At 39.8% G+C, this 17,353-nt stretch carries 13 protein-coding genes; 6 read left to right on the top strand and 7 right to left on the bottom strand.

The window, feature by feature from the left end; all coding sequences use genetic code 11:
* Positions 1–4 precede the first annotated feature (4 nt).
* From fusA to IW22_RS09540, 6 genes are all read left to right on the top strand, one after another.
* Complete coding sequence (gene fusA, locus IW22_RS09565) at positions 5–2,122, top strand: elongation factor G (protein ID WP_034726015.1); 2,118 nt, start codon at positions 5–7, stop codon at positions 2,120–2,122.
* A 17-nt stretch (positions 2,123–2,139) separates the two neighbouring features.
* On the top strand, positions 2,140–2,445 hold the full coding sequence (gene rpsJ / locus IW22_RS09560) for a 30S ribosomal protein S10 (RefSeq protein ID WP_002661363.1): 306 nt from the start codon (positions 2,140–2,142) through the stop codon (positions 2,443–2,445).
* Positions 2,446–2,897: 452 nt separating this feature from the next.
* The gene (locus tag IW22_RS09555) at positions 2,898–5,072 is read left to right on the top strand and encodes a TonB-dependent siderophore receptor (protein WP_034726013.1); all 2,175 of its coding nucleotides are present in this window, start codon (positions 2,898–2,900) and stop codon (positions 5,070–5,072) included.
* An 18-nt stretch (positions 5,073–5,090) separates the two neighbouring features.
* On the top strand, positions 5,091–5,708 hold the full coding sequence (locus IW22_RS09550) for a hypothetical protein (protein ID WP_034726011.1): 618 nt from the start codon (positions 5,091–5,093) through the stop codon (positions 5,706–5,708).
* Positions 5,709–5,972: 264 nt separating this feature from the next.
* Entirely contained in the window at positions 5,973–7,202 is a 1,230-nt protein-coding gene (locus tag IW22_RS09545) for a PepSY-associated TM helix domain-containing protein (protein ID WP_051891173.1), read from the top strand.
* A 275-nt stretch (positions 7,203–7,477) separates the two neighbouring features.
* Complete coding sequence (locus IW22_RS09540) at positions 7,478–7,975, top strand: low affinity iron permease family protein (protein ID WP_034726009.1); 498 nt, start codon at positions 7,478–7,480, stop codon at positions 7,973–7,975.
* A gap of 33 nt (positions 7,976–8,008) precedes the next feature.
* On the opposite strand, the gene IW22_RS09535 is transcribed toward IW22_RS09540, so the two are convergent.
* The 7 genes from IW22_RS09535 to IW22_RS09505 all read right to left on the bottom strand — a co-directional run bounded on the left by IW22_RS09535 (position 8,009) and on the right by IW22_RS09505 (position 17,279).
* On the bottom strand, positions 8,009–10,735 hold the full coding sequence (locus IW22_RS09535; RefSeq protein WP_034726007.1) for a hypothetical protein: 2,727 nt from the start codon (positions 10,733–10,735) through the stop codon (positions 8,009–8,011).
* Between the two features lie 112 nt (positions 10,736–10,847).
* Positions 10,848–11,819, bottom strand: a complete 972-nt coding sequence (locus IW22_RS09530; RefSeq protein WP_034726005.1) for a hypothetical protein — start codon at positions 11,817–11,819, stop codon at positions 10,848–10,850.
* Positions 11,816–12,235 (bottom strand): hypothetical protein, encoded by a 420-nt coding sequence (locus IW22_RS09525; RefSeq protein WP_034726003.1) that lies wholly within the window; start codon positions 12,233–12,235, stop codon positions 11,816–11,818. The genes IW22_RS09530 and IW22_RS09525 overlap by 4 nt, the downstream gene beginning before the upstream one ends.
* A gap of 372 nt (positions 12,236–12,607) precedes the next feature.
* The gene (locus IW22_RS09520; protein WP_034726002.1) at positions 12,608–13,408 is read right to left on the bottom strand and encodes a hypothetical protein; all 801 of its coding nucleotides are present in this window, start codon (positions 13,406–13,408) and stop codon (positions 12,608–12,610) included.
* An 8-nt stretch (positions 13,409–13,416) separates the two neighbouring features.
* Positions 13,417–14,148, bottom strand: coding sequence for an MIP/aquaporin family protein (locus IW22_RS09515; RefSeq protein WP_034726001.1), 732 nt, complete (start codon positions 14,146–14,148; stop codon positions 13,417–13,419).
* A gap of 24 nt (positions 14,149–14,172) precedes the next feature.
* The gene (gene glpK / locus IW22_RS09510) at positions 14,173–15,669 is read right to left on the bottom strand and encodes a glycerol kinase GlpK (RefSeq protein WP_034726000.1); all 1,497 of its coding nucleotides are present in this window, start codon (positions 15,667–15,669) and stop codon (positions 14,173–14,175) included.
* A gap of 11 nt (positions 15,670–15,680) precedes the next feature.
* Positions 15,681–17,279 (bottom strand): glycerol-3-phosphate dehydrogenase/oxidase, encoded by a 1,599-nt coding sequence (locus IW22_RS09505; RefSeq protein WP_034725998.1) that lies wholly within the window; start codon positions 17,277–17,279, stop codon positions 15,681–15,683.
* Positions 17,280–17,353: the final 74 nt, after the last annotated feature.

Here is a 17,353-nt window from a genome sequence, read left to right as displayed (position 1 = left end):
AGAAATGAGTAGAGATCTTAAATTTACAAGAAATATTGGTATTGCTGCGCACATTGATGCTGGTAAAACTACTACTACGGAAAGAATCTTATTCTATACGGGAGTAAACCACAAAATTGGTGAAGTTCACGATGGAGCTTCTACAATGGACTGGATGGAGCAGGAAGCTGAAAGAGGTATTACCATTACTTCTGCAGCGACTACTTGTAACTGGAACTTCCCGACTGACCAAGGTAAAATGTTACCTGAAAGTAAGTCTTACCACTTCAACATCATCGATACACCGGGACACGTTGACTTCACAGTAGAAGTAAACAGATCTTTGAGAGTATTAGATGGATTGGTATTCTTATTCTCTGCAGTAGATGGAGTAGAGCCTCAGTCTGAAACAAACTGGAGACTTGCTGACAACTACAAAGTTGCAAGAATGGGATTCGTAAACAAAATGGACAGACAAGGTGCTGACTTCCTTAACGTGGTAAACCAGGTTAAGACGATGTTAGGATCAAACGCAGTTCCAATCGTTTTACCAATCGGTGCTGAAGAAGATTTCAAAGGTGTAGTAGACTTAATTAAAAACAGAGCTATCGTTTGGGACGAAGCAGGACAAGGAGCTACTTTCGAAGTAGTGCCAATTCCTGAAGACATGAAGGCTGAAGTTCTGGAATACAGAGAGAAATTAGTTGAAGCTGTTGCTGATTATGATGATACTTTGATGGAGAAATTCTTCGAAGATCCGGATTCAATTTCAGAAGACGAAATCAACGAAGCTCTTAGAAAAGCTACTATCGATTTATCTATTATCCCAATGACTTGTGGTTCTTCATTTAAGAATAAAGGAGTACAGTTTATGTTGGATGCGGTATGTAAATACCTTCCTTCTCCATTGGATAAAGATGATATCAAAGGTACTGACCCAAGAACAGATCTTGATATTACAAGAAAACCATCTGTAGACGAGCCTTTCGCAGCTTTAGCATTTAAGATTGCTACTGACCCGTTCGTGGGAAGACTAGCATTCTTCAGAGCTTACTCTGGAAGACTTGATGCAGGTTCTTATATCTTGAACACCCGTTCAGGTGATAAAGAAAGAATCTCTAGAATCTATCAGATGCACGCTAACAAGCAAAATCCTGTAGAATATATTGAAGCAGGAGATATTGGTGCAGCTGTAGGTTTTAAATCTATCAAAACTGGTGATACAATGTGTGACGAGAAAAACCCAATCGTTCTTGAATCGATGGTTTTCCCTGATCCGGTAATTGGTATTGCTGTTGAGCCTAAAACTAAGGCAGACCAGGATAAAATGGGTAACGCTCTGGCTAAACTAGCTGAAGAAGATCCTACTTTCCAGGTTAAAACTGACGAAGCTTCTGGTCAAACGATTATCTCAGGAATGGGTGAACTTCACCTTGACATTCTTGTAGACCGTATGAGAAGAGAATTCAAAGTAGAAGTTAACCAGGGTCAACCTCAGGTAGAATACAAAGAAAATCTTACAAGAGTTGCTCAGCACAGAGAAGTTTACAAAAAACAATCTGGTGGTAAAGGTAAATTTGCTGATATTGTATTTGAACTAGGACCAGCTGACGAAGGTAAAATAGGTCTTGAATTTATTAATGAGATCAAAGGTGGTAACGTTCCTAGAGAATTTGTTCCTGCTATTGAAAAAGGCTTTAAAGCTGCAATGAAAAACGGTCCTTTGGCTGGTTTCGAAGTTGAAGGTATTAAAGTTATTCTTAAAGACGGATCTTTCCACGCGGTGGATTCTGATGCACTTTCTTTCGAAATGGCAGCTAAATTAGGATTTAAAGAAGCGGGACGTGCTGCTAAGCCAGTAATTATGGAGCCTATTATGAAACTGGAAGTTGTAACTCCGGAAGAATACATGGGTAACATCATTGGTGACCTTAACAAGAGAAGAGGTACGATCAGTGGTCAGGAAGAGAAAAACGGAGCTGTTGTAATCAAAGGTTCTGTTCCACTTTCTGAAATGTTTGGATATGTAACTACTCTAAGAACACTTTCATCAGGAAGAGCTACTTCTTCTATGGAATTAGAGAAGTACCAAGCAACTCCTCAAAACGTTGCTGAAGATATCATTGCTAAAGCAAAAGGTTAATTTTTTAAATTAAAGAAATGTCACAAAGAATCAGAATAAAACTAAAATCTTACGATTACAACTTGGTAGACAAGTCTGCTGAGAAAATCGTAAAAACGGTAAAGGCTACTGGTGCTGTTGTAAACGGACCAATTCCATTACCTACAAATAAGAGAATCTTCACTGTGTTGAGATCTCCACACGTAAACAAGAAAGCTAGAGAGCAGTTTCAATTATCAGCTCACAAGAGATTGATGGATATCTACTCTTCTTCTTCTAAAACTGTTGATGCTCTAATGAAGTTAGAGTTACCAAGCGGTGTAGACGTTGAAATTAAAGTGTGATAACTGCATACTTTGCAATATAAAAGAATCCGTTCCTTTTTAGGGACGGATTTTTTTTTGTTTAAACTATAGGTATTATTAAAAATTTCACCATTCACTTGCGAAGCAAAATTCACCATTCAAGTTTCTTAACTTTAATCTAAACCATTCCCTAAAAGTCTCATGTCTGAAATCTGAAATCTAGCATCTTGACTCTTGGTTCTTGAATCTTAAATCAATTATTCACCATTCATTTGCGCAGCAAAATTCACAATTCACAATTCATCTTTTACACCCATAAGTCCACTTTTTCCCGGTACCTTTAATGATGCTACGGTATCGTTAAAGGATCTCTACCACATCTGCAGACTCATTTATAATCTGATAATGATTAGTCATATCGACGTGAGATATGTCACCTGTGTTTATTTATTTAGAATCATTAAAAATAATAATTTGCAAAAAATTATCAGATGAATAAAGTAGTATCCTTTTCTCTGCTTGTATTAGGTGGGGTTTTTGTAAACGCACAGCAAGTGAATGATTCTATTAAAAAATCAAAAGAGATTGATGAAGTAGAATTATTTGGTGAAAAAAAGAAACAGCCGGTAGGCCTTGAAGCCATTACCAGACTTCCTTTGAAAACCAGAGACCAGATCCAGAGTATTTCCGTGATCTCCTATAAAGTAATTGAAGATCTTGGAGGTCTGACTGTAACAGATGTTGCTAAAAACATCCCTGGAGTTACCCAGTTCGGAAGCTATGGAGGAACAAGAGAAAGTATGTCTATCAGAGGGTATCGTGGAGTACCTGTTTTAAAGAACGGGGTTCAGATGGATTCGGATTTCCGTACCGGAGCGATGCTTACAGACATGCAGGGTGTGGAAAGTATTCAGGTGATTAAAGGTTCTGCTGCAGTAACGCAGGGAATCGGTGACGGACTTGGTTCTGCAGGAGGTGTTATCAACGTAGTGACGAAGGTTCCTAAGTTTATCAACGAAACCAATGTTGGCTTCAGATATGGAAGCTGGGATTTTTACAGAGCTACAGCAGATTTCCAGAGAGTTCTGGATTCTCAGGGGAAAGTAGCTGTAAGATTGAATGCTGCTTACCAGGATAACAACAGTTTCAGAAGATTTATCAATACAGACCGTATTTATGTAAACCCATCTATTGCATTCCGTCCTGATGATAAGACGGAGATCGTAGTGGAGATGGATTATATGCACAACAATACCACGCCCGACAGAGGAACAGTAAACCTTGCCAAAGGAGATGTGGAAGCCATATACAGAATGCCGGGAAGAAAGTTCCTTGGTTTTGCTTCAGATAATGCAAAAATCGAAACCTTCAATTTCTCTACAACGGTAACAAGAAAACTTACTGAAAAATTAAAGTTAAGAGCAGCTTACATGAGCTCATCTTATCAGTCTGAGATTATTGGTGCAGCTTTGGCGCCTCTAAATAGAAATAACCCGACTGAATTCCGTAATAGAACATTAACCAGATCCGACAGAGAAGATTTGAACAAAGTCTTTCAGTTTGATTTTATCGGGGCAGATGTGAAGACTGGTTTTATGAAACATACTTTCCAGGTAGGATTCGATTGGAAAGAATCTAATGTGACCACGACTTCATACGATGCTACTAAAGTTATCGATAAGATCAATGTTCTTGAAGAAGTAAGCAATATTCTTCCTGCAGGAGTTAATATCGACCTTGCAACAGCCAAAGCTATTAACGCAGTAGCGCCTACTATGGGAGTAATGGCACAGGACGTTATTACTTTCAACAAATATATTAAAGCCCATTTAGGACTTCGTTACAGCAGATTAATCGGTTCTGATAAGGAAAAAGATTATGCATGGAATCCTTCATTAGGAATTATGATTTCTCCTATTGAAAATATGAACGTCTTTGGTTCCTATACAAGTACCACAGCATTGAGAAGTTCTAATAACCGATTAGCTGGAGGTGGAACTGTAGGCGCTTCTACAACCAAACAATGGGAAGCCGGAATTAAATCTGACTGGCTGAATGAAAGATTAAGATTCAATGTGACATTCTTTGATATTAACACCGATAACTTGTCGTATGAACTTCTGAAAGACGGAAACAGTACAGGAATCTATGCAATGGCAGGTGAATTAAGAAGAAAAGGAATGGAGATTGAATTGATTGGGAAAATTCTTCCAAACCTTCAGGTGATGACAGGATGGGCGTATGTAGATGCTCAGTATAAGGATAGTCCGTCATTTGTAAATGGTTCAGCTCCTATCAATACTCCAAAACATTCTGCGAATGCATGGTTGAATTATAAATTTAACGAAGGAGCTCTGACAGGACTTGATGTGGGGGCAGGAATCTATTACGTAGGAACAAGACCAGTTGATGATTTCAAGCAAACGTATACCAATGCAGACAATGGCCACGTAAACGGAACACAACCAGGTGAAAAACCTTTCAATATGCCGGAATATACTACTGTAGATGCTCAGATCGGGTACACTTTCAAAAACGGATTGGGACTGAGAGGTTTCTTCAACAATATTTTTGATTCCGTAGGGTACAACTCATACTTCAGAGGGGGCTATATCGATCAGATTCAACCGAGAAACTTTGCCGTACAGGTAAACTATAAATTCTAATCAGCAAATTTATTCATTATGAAAAGCGTAAAAACATTCTTCTTAGCCTTTGCTCTTGTTGCAATATCCGTTGCATGTTCAGGAGACAAAAAGAAAGGAATCGACTATAATCAGTTCAAAACTGAAGTACAGCTTACCCCGGATCAGGTGAAAAGCTTTGACGAGATTACTAAGAAATACCAGGACCTTCAGGAACAGAACTTCCAGGCAGCAAAAGCACAGGGAGGAAATATGGACCGTGTAGCACTGGGAATCAAAAATGAAGAGCTGAGAGCACAGCAGTCTGTTGACATGGCCAAAGTACTTGATGCTACCCAGATGGAAAGATTCAACAAATTCGTTGATGAAAACTCAAGAAAAAGACCGAGATATGACAATGCACTTCTTGAAAGAATCAAAACTGAGGGCCAGCTTTCAGAAGATGAATTCAAAGTAGTGAATGCAGCCAACGATGCATTCGAAAAAGCATTTAACGATGCGCACGATGTCTACCACGGAAACAATGATCTTGCTAAAGAATACTGGGATAAATTTGATGCCCAGAGAAAAGCAGCGATCAAGACCGCACTTACCCCGGAACATTATACGAAATTCGAAGAGATCGTAAAAGATATTAAGTTTAAGGGAAGAAAGTAATTAAGCTTCCTTTAAAACTAAGAAACATTCATATCAAATTTTAATTAGAAAACATTAAGGCAGTATTTCCTGTCTTAATGTTTTTGCTGTTAAAGGGATTAGTGAATAATTGATTTGAGATTCAAGAACCGAGAACCAAGATGCCAGATTTCAGACATGAGATCTTTTTATAATCAATTTTGTAAACCATCCAACCGGCAACTAACAACTAGCAACCAAACTCTCCCTCAAACTCTAAAACTCGAAACCCGTACACCAAACTCAATGAAATCATTATTTAAAAGTCTTTACCGAAAACGAAGAAAAAATGAATCCCTTATCAAATATCTGATGTGGATCATCCACCTTTGGCTGGGGCTTCTGTCGAGTCTTGTTGTGTTTGTGATGTGTCTTACCGGAAGTTTGTACGCTTTCAAAAATCAGATCATAGACCTTTACAATAAAGACCTGGTTTATATTACTGCAGGTTCGCAAACTTCCCATACTCCGGATCAGATCCAGGCCGGATTGCTGAAAACCGGAAAAGAACTTACGGGACTTCTCATTCCAGACAGTAAAAACAGAAGCTATGTCGTTTCCTACCGTGAAAACCACCTTGATAAAAGTTCGTATTACAATCAGTATACAGGGCAGATCCTGGGACAGGCTGATACAGGAGCCAACCGTTTTTTTGAAGTTGTTCTTGATATTCACAGAAACCTGATGATGGGAAATGCCGGACGGCAGATTGTTGGAGCATCTGTCCTGATATTTTGTTTACTGTTAATTTCCGGATTGATTCTATGGCTGCCCAAAAAACTGAAGTTCCTGAAGCAGGGACTCACCGTAAAATTTAAAGCGAAATTTCAACGTGTGAATTACGACCTGCACAATACATTGGGCTTCTATACCTTTTTCATGCTTTTTTTTATTGCGGTTACAGGATTGTATGTCACATATCCTTGGGTAAAGAATGGTCTTATTGTCAGCTTAGGCGGTTCCTCAATTGATCGTATTGCCGAAGAGAAAAGCGGTGATGATCCTTTCGGAGGTCTCCTTAAAGATATGCTGCAGAAACAGGACGAAAAGAAGAACCTTAAAAACACAGCTTCAGCATCTATAGACAAGATTCTTGAGCTATCTAATAAACAGCTTCCTTATACAGCGGTGACCAGCATCGAACTTCCCAACAAAGAAAATCCACGCTATGTAGTTATCAAGACCAATACCCAAAATTTCCTGGGCATGATGCTTCCGGATGAAATCACCTTCGATAAAACGGGAGTTTTTAAAACCAAAGAATTATTTTCAGACAAACCATTGAATAAACAGTTCACCGCTTTAGCAAAACCTCTCCACACAGGAGAAATCATGGGACTGCCGAGTGTCATTCTCTATTTCATCGTTTCAATGATTGGATGCTCTTTACCCGTGACAGGATTTCTGATCTGGTGGCACAGGTTTAAGAAAGGAAGTGGGAAGATGGGAGCTGGAAGTTTATCAAAGTCAAAATAATATCCGGCCCGCTTTTTAAACTGCTTTACCGCTCCTTTCAATTGTAATGGAAAATCTTGTCAAGGATATTGATAAGCGGAATAAAAAAATCCGCCTCATCTGCCCAATCCGCGAGAGATAAAAAACAAAAAATCCATCAAAAGACAGACAGACACTCACCGTGAAATAGTACTTCCATCCTCAAATTCCCATCTTCCATCAAAAAAATATCCACAATTTTCTTATCCCCGATTCAAGTTAATTCAATACATTTATTCATTAAAAGAATTGAAACCATGGGCCATAAGAACAATAATCTTTTTGAAAAATTTTCAGATTGGGCAACTAAATTTACAGGGAGCTCCTATGCATTTATCGGAGCTGTACTCGTAGTCGTGATATGGGCGGCTTCAGGACCTGTTTTTCATTATTCCGAAACGTGGCAGCTCGTGATCAATACCGGAACTACGATTATTACTTTTCTGATGGTTTTTTTAATTCAGAAAGCACAGAACAAAGACTCCAAAGCGATACAAATCAAGCTGAATGAACTTCTAGCCGCCAATGAAAAAGCCAGCAACAGAATTGTTGATATTGAAGACCTCACAGAAAAAGAACTGGATCAGCTTCACTGTTATTATGAAAAGCTCGCCGATTTTGCAGAAGAAGATGATGATATTCACACCTCACATTCTATAGATGCCGCCAAAAGAAATCAGAATTATAAGCATGATTTTTTTAAACATAAACATGAAGAATGGCTTCAGAAACAGCAACAAAAAAAGGAATCGTAATGATTCCTTTTTTATATTAGTAAGTGTTGAAAATTATTTTCTCAGAAAGTACCCGAAATAACTACAGCTTCCTGACAGTCCTTTCAGTGTTTCCGTATCTGCATACTGAGATTTCAGCTGAGCAAAATACGTTCTGTATTTCTCATTTCTGATATTATCCAGTTCAGTCTGGTGAGCCTGCTCCTTTTCAGAATATTTAGGATCTGAATAATCAATAGTCTTTTCATTTTTCGCTTCATACTGATAATACTTTCCTTGCTCTGCACTGGCCATCTGGAAAAGAACCCTTGCTCTCTGTTCCTTATTTTTGGACAGTTTCAGAGTTTTTTGATAATAATTAATCGCCAGGTCAAAGTTATCCGGTTCGATATAAGTGGTATAAAGGAAATTCTTATAATAATATCTGTAAGGATTCTTTCGGTCCGTATTCCAGAAATCATATTTTCCACCATTGCTGTTGTCAATATCCATCACGAACAGTTGACGGTAGTAGCCTAAGCTGGAAGTATTGTACATTAAGTTTCCGATAAGCTGGCTGGCTGTAGCTGCCTTTTCATCAGTTCCGTTGCTGATCTTTTTAAGCTGAATCAATGCATCTGCCAGTTCCAGTTTATTCATGCTGTTTTTAATGAAAGGGAACGCAGTATAATCTTCAGCTTCCATACTTTCGGTTTCTGCACTTCCGAAACTTTCCCATACATTGTGCCCGAAGACCAGATTGGAAATATCTCTGAAGCCATTGTATTCGCCGGCTGCATATTGTTTAGGCGTGATCTTTTCACCTTTATCGGTCCAGTCATAATTCATTCTTGGAATTCCTGCAAAGCTCTGGGCTTTCTCGTAATATGATTTAGCCTTTTCAAAATCTGCCTGTTTCATAGCTCTGTCTCCGTAGATCATGCTGAAGAATGCATCTATATTTCCTACGTTGTCCATGTTCTTGGCGATGATCTGCTGTTCAAACTGGGTCTTGTTCGGTTTCTTATAAAAGTCTTCAACGCTTTTTACCAGACTTGAATTCGGGTTGTACTGAAGGTCGGAAAGTTTATTGTTCATTAAGAACGATTTTCCATCCTCACCCTGTAAGAAGTAACGGTTCGCAAGAACATCTTTAAGGAAATCTGCTGTAGACGGAGTTTCACCGTAATAGTCATAATCTGCAACGGCAGCCGTATCTTTCTTCACTTCTTTTTTAACGAAATAATCGGCGTAGTCTTTCATCAGATGATCTTCGAATTCAGCATCAACTCTGGGATGTGAAACGATATCATTCAGGACTTTCATTCTTTTGATTTCTTCCAGATATTCCGGGTTCGTTGTTTTGATATCTTCCAGAATTTCGGAGCTGGCTTTATAGTCTTTTTTCAAGAACTTAAGATAAGCATCGGCGATCTGCCAGTATTCATCCTTAGATACCTTCTTCGTTTTCTCTGTGAATTTTTCCAGATTGTCCAGATAGTCTTTCGTTTTTTCATCGTAGCCGTAACCGGATTTCGTGTAGAACGGAATTCTGTCTGGGTTGTTCAATAGCTCATCATCACTCTTATCATTTTTACCACCATCCGCAGTGTCAGATTTTGAACCTCCGAAAAGATTTTTGAAAAACCTTACAATCTTCTGCCAGAACGAAAGCTTCTCTTCTTTTTTTACCTCTGCCGGTTCAGATTTTGTATCAGTGGACGCTTTGCTATGGTCATCGGCATTGCCTCTTTGCATATAGACATTGTCTGAAGCATCGGAATTATAGTAATAAATCGGCAGATAACTTCTTTCCAATTCGTTGATGCTTCTTACGGCCATTACTTTCAGGATCTCAGAATCCGGATTGATGTCGTACATCTTTTCCATGATGGGAATAGGATCTGTGAATCCTTCGTAGCCCAACAGGAAATAAGCCATATTCTTTTCATCACTGGTACCCGCTCTTTTCATGATATTGCTGAAAGAAGCCGTATCCGAAAGTTTCATGGAAACGAAAGCAGATTCCTTACGGTCTTTACTGTTCATAAAAACCTGGAAGAAGTTCCAGTTCGCATCACTGTTCATTTCCTTTCCTCTCTGAGCACCGGCAAGCTGATCAAGGGCCATAAAATACACGGCACCTTTCTGTTTGATTGGTTCAATATACGTTTTGAAAGCTTCCAGTGCGGCATCATAATTTCTCGTATAATGATTGAAACGCACCAGCTGATATCCGTAACGCTGCTTGATTTCCGGATTTCTTGTGGCGTTGTATAGAGAAGTCAGTGCATTGACTGTTTTCGCATAATCAACCGAAGTGGCATTGAGGTTTTTTGAAGGACCATTGTTGTAAAAGGAATCCGGGCTTTCCACATAATTGATGCTCATGTAGGGCTCCAGATATTTCGCTTCAATCAAATAATCGATGCCTTCCTTATACTTTTGGTAGAATCCTGTTCCCAGTTTCTGCAAAAGGGGGTTATTCGGTGTTCCGTTTTTCAAAGCATTCAAATCTGCCATGCTTATTTTGTACACCAGATTCTCTGTTTCCGCATAATTGAGTTGATTGTTGAAGAATTTCTTCCACGTCTCAATATTGTCGTCAGGAATCGTCATGTTTTTATAATCACCGTAGAACCTGTTGGAATAGGTAAGCAGGAAAGGAAGGTAAGACTTATCCTTGATGATGCTTTGCGTAAACAGGTTGAAGTATTCATAATCAGGGTCTGACCACGCGCAGGCGTCAGATTTAGTATAAAACAGCGATAGAACCGCCAGTGAAAGAATATACTTTTTCATATAGTTGAGGGTGTTTTTATTTTTATAATTAAATATCAGTAGAATTCAAAAGCTGTATGGTTTACAGGATTTGATATCTGCTTAAAGTGTTCAATCTGCGGGAGATAAAATTTTAAAAATCCCGGTTACTTACAAATTTACTATCTAATTGATAATAAATTACATTAAAATCAGGTATTTTTTTCTCCAGAAAACGGGTGACGTCTTCCAGCTGTTCATCAGAAATTTCCTCCACCTTTATCCTGAAGCCTTTGCTCAGAAAGCTTCCGAAATAGAAACCGTCTTTCATAATTTCGACCTCATGATCGGATATCTTTTTGAATCCCGGGTTTTCAAGATCTTTTCTGGACAGGGCATTGATTAATTTATGTTTTTCAAGATGATTGGTAACAATTCCCCATGAGTAGATCGGCAGCGCGACTTCTATTTTCTTTACAGGATAATCTTCAAGTTTGGAAAGGTAACTTTTTAAAATCGTCACATCCAGAATAGAATTCTTGTTGGAATTTTCCAGTGGTGAGGAAGTAGAGTAGCACATCAGGTAGACTTTTTCTACAGGCGGAACTCCGGTCTGGTTTTTATCTTTAACCTGATGAAGGCGTAAAGTACAGGTGATCTCCTTTCCGGAAACCTTTTTCAGTTCTTTTAAAAATTTAAAATAGTCATTTCTGGTTCCGGCCGTCCAGTCGCAGTCGATCTGAATTTCATTGTTGATTTTAAAACCATATTCTTTGGATTTCTTCTGAACCAGATCGTTGATGTTTTTGGCCAGAAACCTAATCTCTTCTGCAGAGATACGGTACATCGACTGATTGGTAATGAAAACAGTCGGTACAATCTGTTTATCCGTTTGGAAACTCTTGTCTTTCGTAATCACAGCAACCGGCTGAAACTGTCCGCTGATTTTATCTATATCGAAAAATCTTGTGTACACATAAGGAACCGAAGCCTTGTCCAAAGCTTTTTTCTCTTGCTGATCCAGCTTCAGCTGAGTTTTCCAGTAATAAAAAGTATAGGGGTGATTCTTTTTCCCACCACACGAAACAGCGAGAAGAAGAATGAATAGGAATTTTAATGCTTTCATTTCTTGTACAGTTTGCTTTCGCAGGTACAGATGTCGTTGGAAGCACTTTCCATGGAAGAACAGCAGTCTTCAGATTTCTGGATGTTTCCTTCTTTATCGGTAAGGTAGATGTTGTCTTTGTCAAATTTCACATAGAAGTTTTCGCCATAGGTTTTGAAAACTACATGCATTACTTTTGGGTTGTATTTTCCGGCATTCACTTCTTCGGTAGTTTCAGTTCCATCGGCCTGATTGACCTGTACAAATCCGAAATAGACATCACCGTTTTTCTTAACATCCAGATAATAGGAAGGCGTTCCTGATCCGCTGAATCCTTCAATGATATTAAAACTTCTGTGACCGACAAATGGTGCTTTTGTCTGGGCAAAAGATAAAATGCTGATGCATAAGATCACTAAGCTGAAAATCTTTTTCATATATTTTTTTTCAAAAGTAAAAATATTTAAGCAAAAATGAAACCGTAAAAACCCGGTGATTGGCTGTTGGAGGTTATTGTGACGTTTTTTTAACCACAAAAGCCACAGAAGCTTTTAAACACTTTAGTTATTTTAAAGTTACTGAGATTGTACATATATAGTACACTTAAGTTTTATGAAAATCAACGATTTTCTTACTTATGTGATCTTAGTGTTTTCAGCCTGATAGAACTTTTAAACTAAAGTGTTCTTAAGTGTTAAAATAAACGAATACCTTTTGTGACTTTTGTGGTTGAATTTTTTAAATCAGTATAAAAGTTGAAAACCACCCCGAATTGGAGTGGTCTTAGTATAAATTAATTTAAATTCATATTAGAAAACAGTGGCAGCCAGCTGAATTCTTGCATATTTATTCGAAGGATTCCACATGGCCATCATGGCAACCGGAAGACTGTAATGTTCCGTGATTTTGACCGTCTTGCTGGCTTTTACCCCAACGTTAACAATGTCAAAACTGTTTTTACCGTTTCCATAGAGGAAATTCCTGTCGTTCAGTGCAAATCCAGCACCGATGAAAGCATCCAGATTGACTTTCTGCCCTGCAATGACGGGATAGCTTGCCTGAACGTAGGTCGAATACTTATTCTTTTTATAGCTTCCGTCAGATTCTAAAACCACTTCTCCCGCATTGGCTCCTCCGTACAGCATGATGTCAGCTTCAATATTCAGAGGGAAAGAAGGTCCGAATGTATAATTGGTTCTAAGATCAATGATATGGGCCGTTTTTGTCCGCGAATAATGGAATATGTCTTCTGAAGCAACCGCCGTATTGATGTTTCTGGAATTAAAAAGATCCCAAAGCCCGATATAAAGCCTTCCGTCTGAATACTGGACGTAGTAATTGATCTCTTTATAATGCGTTCCGTCTTTGTCATCCGTCAGGGAAGAGGCGCCCCAGATTCCGGCTTTCCATTTCTTTTCCGCATCGAAGGCATACGATAGATTTCCCATGACCACAGGTTTATCTGTAATGATCAGACCTCTCCATAAGTGGTTATTCTGAATATTCGCCGTGAAATCGAGCCTGTTGCTTTCCTTAGGTTCAGTGTTCTCCTGAGACCATAGTTTTCCTGTGCCCAAAATAATCAGGCATGCTATTTTTAAAACTTTCATGGATGTATTTATTTTAAGATTCCATATAGAACTGCTGCGATAATACAGCCCAGAATAGGGCCTGCAACAGGAATCCAGGCATATCCCCAATCACTGCTTCCTTTTACGGGAAGTATGGCGTGCATGATTCTGGGACCTAAATCTCTGGCGGGATTAATGGCATAGCCGGTGGTTCCACCTAAAGATAAACCAATAGCCCAAACCAGTAAGGTAACAGGAAGTGCTCCCACAGAGCCAAGTCCTACTTTAGCGGTTGGATCTGCATTCAGAGCAATGCTGGGATCCGAAAAATGAAAGATGACGAATACCAGGACAAACGTTCCGATGATCTCACTGATGAGATTGGAGAACGTATTCCTGATCGCGGGACCGGTACTGAAACAAGCCAGCTTAGCTCCTCCGTCTTCGGTAATGGCGAAATGGTCTTTATTAAAAAGCCATACAAGGAAAGCGCCAAGCATTGCACCAAGAAACTGCGCAGCAATATACGTGGGAACCAGGTCCCATGAGAATTTTCCTGCAACAGCAAGTCCGATGGATACAGCCGGATTCAGGTGAGCACCACTTACCGGTCCTGCTACGGTAACCCCCACAAAAACGGCCAGTGCCCATGCCGTTGTAATGACGATCCATCCTGAATTATTTCCTTTGGTATCTTTTAAGACAACATTCGCTACAACGCCGTTGCCTAATAATATCATAAGCATGGTGCCTATGAGTTCTGCGGTAAATGGGTTCATGAGTAGTTTTTTTTAGTTAAGGATTTAATCTTCGATCCAGCTTTGAGAACGCTTCACAGCTTTGTTCCAAAAATGGATCATATTATCTGCTTTTTCCTTGTCCACTTTCGGATGGAAATCTTCGTCCACAATCCATTGGGATTGAATTTCGTTGATGTCTTTCCAGTATCCTACCGCCAGACCTGCGAGATACGCTGCCCCTAAGGCTGTTGTTTCAAGGGTTTTCGGTCTTGTGATTTTGAACCCGAAAAGATCAGACTGGATCTGCATCAGAAGGTCACTTGCAGAAGCACCGCCGTCTACTCTAAGTTCAAGACTTGGTCTTCCGGAGTCCGCTTCCATAGATTTTACAATATCATACACCTGGAATGCAATTCCTTCCAAAGTCGCTCTCGCGATGTGACCGTTGGTGGTTCCGCGGGTTACTCCTACAATCGTTCCTCTGGCATATTGGTCCCAGTATGGTGCGCCCAATCCTGTAAGTGCAGGGACAAAATAAACACCTCCGTTATCTTCAACGCTTGCTGCCAGATCATTCACTTCTTCAGAGGTGCGGATCAGTTTCAGTCCGTCTCTCAGCCACTGTATGGCTGCTCCGCCTACGAATACACTTCCTTCCAGGGCATAATTTACTTCTCCGTTAATTTTCCATGCTACAGTTGTAAGAAGATTGTTTTTAGAAGAAACTGCTTCTTTTCCTGTGTTCATTAAAAGGAAACATCCTGTTCCGTAGGTATTTTTTACCATTCCCGGAGTGATGCACATCTGTCCGAATAAAGCAGCCTGCTGGTCTCCTGCAATTCCTGCAATCGGAATTTTTGTTGAGAATAGAGTGGTTGCGGTTTCGCCGTAAATTTCACTGCTCTGTTTTACTTCAGGAAGAACAGATCTTGGAATGTCGAATAAATCCAAAAGATCCTGATCCCATTCTAAAGTATGAATGTTCAGAAGCATGGTTCTGCTCGCATTGGAAACATCGGTGATGAACATTTTCCCGCGGGTAAGTTTCCATACCAGCCATGTGTCAACGGTTCCGAAACACAATTTCCCTTCTGCCGCTTTTTCTCTTGCGCCTTCTACGTTATCAAGAATCCATTTAAGTTTGGTTGCAGAAAAATAAGCATCCAGAACAAGTCCGGTTTTTTCTTTGATGGTTTCGGCGTGGCCCTGTTCTTTTAATTCATCGCAATATTTGGAAGTCCTTCTGTCCTGCCAGACAATTGCGTTGTAAATAGGTTCACCGGTTTCTTTATCCCATACAATCGTTGTTTCACGCTGATTGGTGATTCCGATGGCGGCTACTTCCAGTCCGGAGATGCCTGCTTTGGCGATGATCTCTGCGGCAACGGATATCTGGGAAGACCAGATTTCGTTGGGATCATGCTCTACCCATCCCGGAGTAGGGAAGATCTGTTCAAAATTTTTCTGGGAGATGTATTCTATAGCTCCGCTGTGGTTGAATAAAATGGCTCTGGAGGATGTTGTCCCCTGGTCCAGAGCGAGAATCAGTTTTTCCTTCATACTGCAAATCTTTAGTTATGAGTAATAGTTTTGGGAGAGTAAGGCGTTAATAAATATCCTTGTGCTAATTCAATAAATTCTTTTTCCTGATCATTTGCCCATTCCTGAGAATAGCCTTTTTCTTTGGCAATAAGCTGTGCAATCGTGTGGGCACTGTCGATGGCAGCTCTTGCATCTAAAAATAAGAGTCGGACTCTTCTGGCGAGAATGTCTTCTATGGTTTCTGCCATTTCATGTCGTATAGCCCAGACTGCTTCTGCTATGGTGAAAGCATGATCCGGATGTATTTTTTTAGAATATTGAGGATCGCTGCTCTGTAATGCTTTGATAGCAGGAATATCAGATCCGTATACATAAAGATGGCTGGTACGGTCTACAAGTTCTGCTTTTATATTCCCGTGAATAGACATGTTTTCTGTTTGAGAAGGTCCTCCGTTTAAATGAAGAATTTCTACCGCTTTATCTACAGTGTCCTGTGCCATTTTACGGTACGTGGTCCATTTTCCGCCGATGATGGAAACCAGTCCTGTATCTGAAGTAATGACTTTGTGGCTTCGGGAAACTTCTTTTGTGTTTTTACCTCCTTCTTTTGGGGCGGCAAGCGGTCTCAATCCGGCGAACATAGATTTTACATCTTCTCTCGTCGGTTTTTTGGCTAAATATTGTCTGGCTGTCGTGAGAACGAAATTAATCTCAGACTCCAAAGCATGCGGTTCGAAGCTCGGACTTTCAAGAAGGGTGTCTGTCGTTCCTACCAATGCTCTGTCGTGCCATGGAACCACAAAAAGAACTCTGCCGTCTGATGTTTTAGGGATCATGATGGCATCATCACTTTTAAGGAAAGATTTGTCTAATACCAAATGGATACCCTGGCTTGGAACTACAAATTTACCATGCTTAGGATTATTCATATTCAGAATATCATTTGTGAATACGCCAGTTGCATTGATCACAGCTTTCGCACGGAGCTCATACTGCTGGTTGGAAAACTGGTCTTCCGCTTTTACGCCGTTTATTTTTCCGGAATCATTTTTCAGAAGGCCGGTTACTTTCATATAGTTCACAGCACTTCCTCCTTTTTCTATAAGAGTCTGGGAAAGGTTGATCGCTAATCTCGCATCGTCAAACTGTCCGTCCTGATACACTACACCGCTTGCGAGATTTTGCTGTTCAATCGTGGGTAGTTTTTCGATGGTTTTGGCTTTGCTGATGTATTTTGTTTTTCCAAGGCTGAGTTTTCCTGCAAGGAAATCATAAACAGACAATCCTATCTTATAGTAAATACCTCCCCACCATGTGTAGTTGGGAATAATAAATGACTGGTTTTTGACTACGTGCGCCGCATTTTGGGCAAGCAGTCCTCTTTCTTTCAAGGCTTCTTTTACAAGTCCTACATCTCCCTGGGCAAGATATCTTACACCGCCGTGTACCAGTTTGGTGCTTCGGCTGGATGTTGCTTTTGCAAAATCGTGGGACTCGAGGAGCAGGGTTTTAAATCCTCTGCTGGCTGCATCCAGTGCTGAGCCCAGACCACTGGCTCCACCTCCGATGACAATAAAGTCCCATTCCTGAACACTGGTCAGTTTACTAAGTTCTTCGTTTCGTTTCATAAATGTTTCGTTTATGTTTCGTTTTCAAATGTATAAATTAAAAACGAAACTAAAAAGAAAATAAATGAAATTTT

The organism is Chryseobacterium sp. JM1, assembly GCF_000737715.1.
Classification (GTDB): Bacteria; Bacteroidota; Bacteroidia; order Flavobacteriales; family Weeksellaceae; genus Chryseobacterium.
The sequence above is the reverse complement of the archived record's forward strand: the minus strand, read 5'-3'. Positions and strand labels throughout refer to the sequence as shown.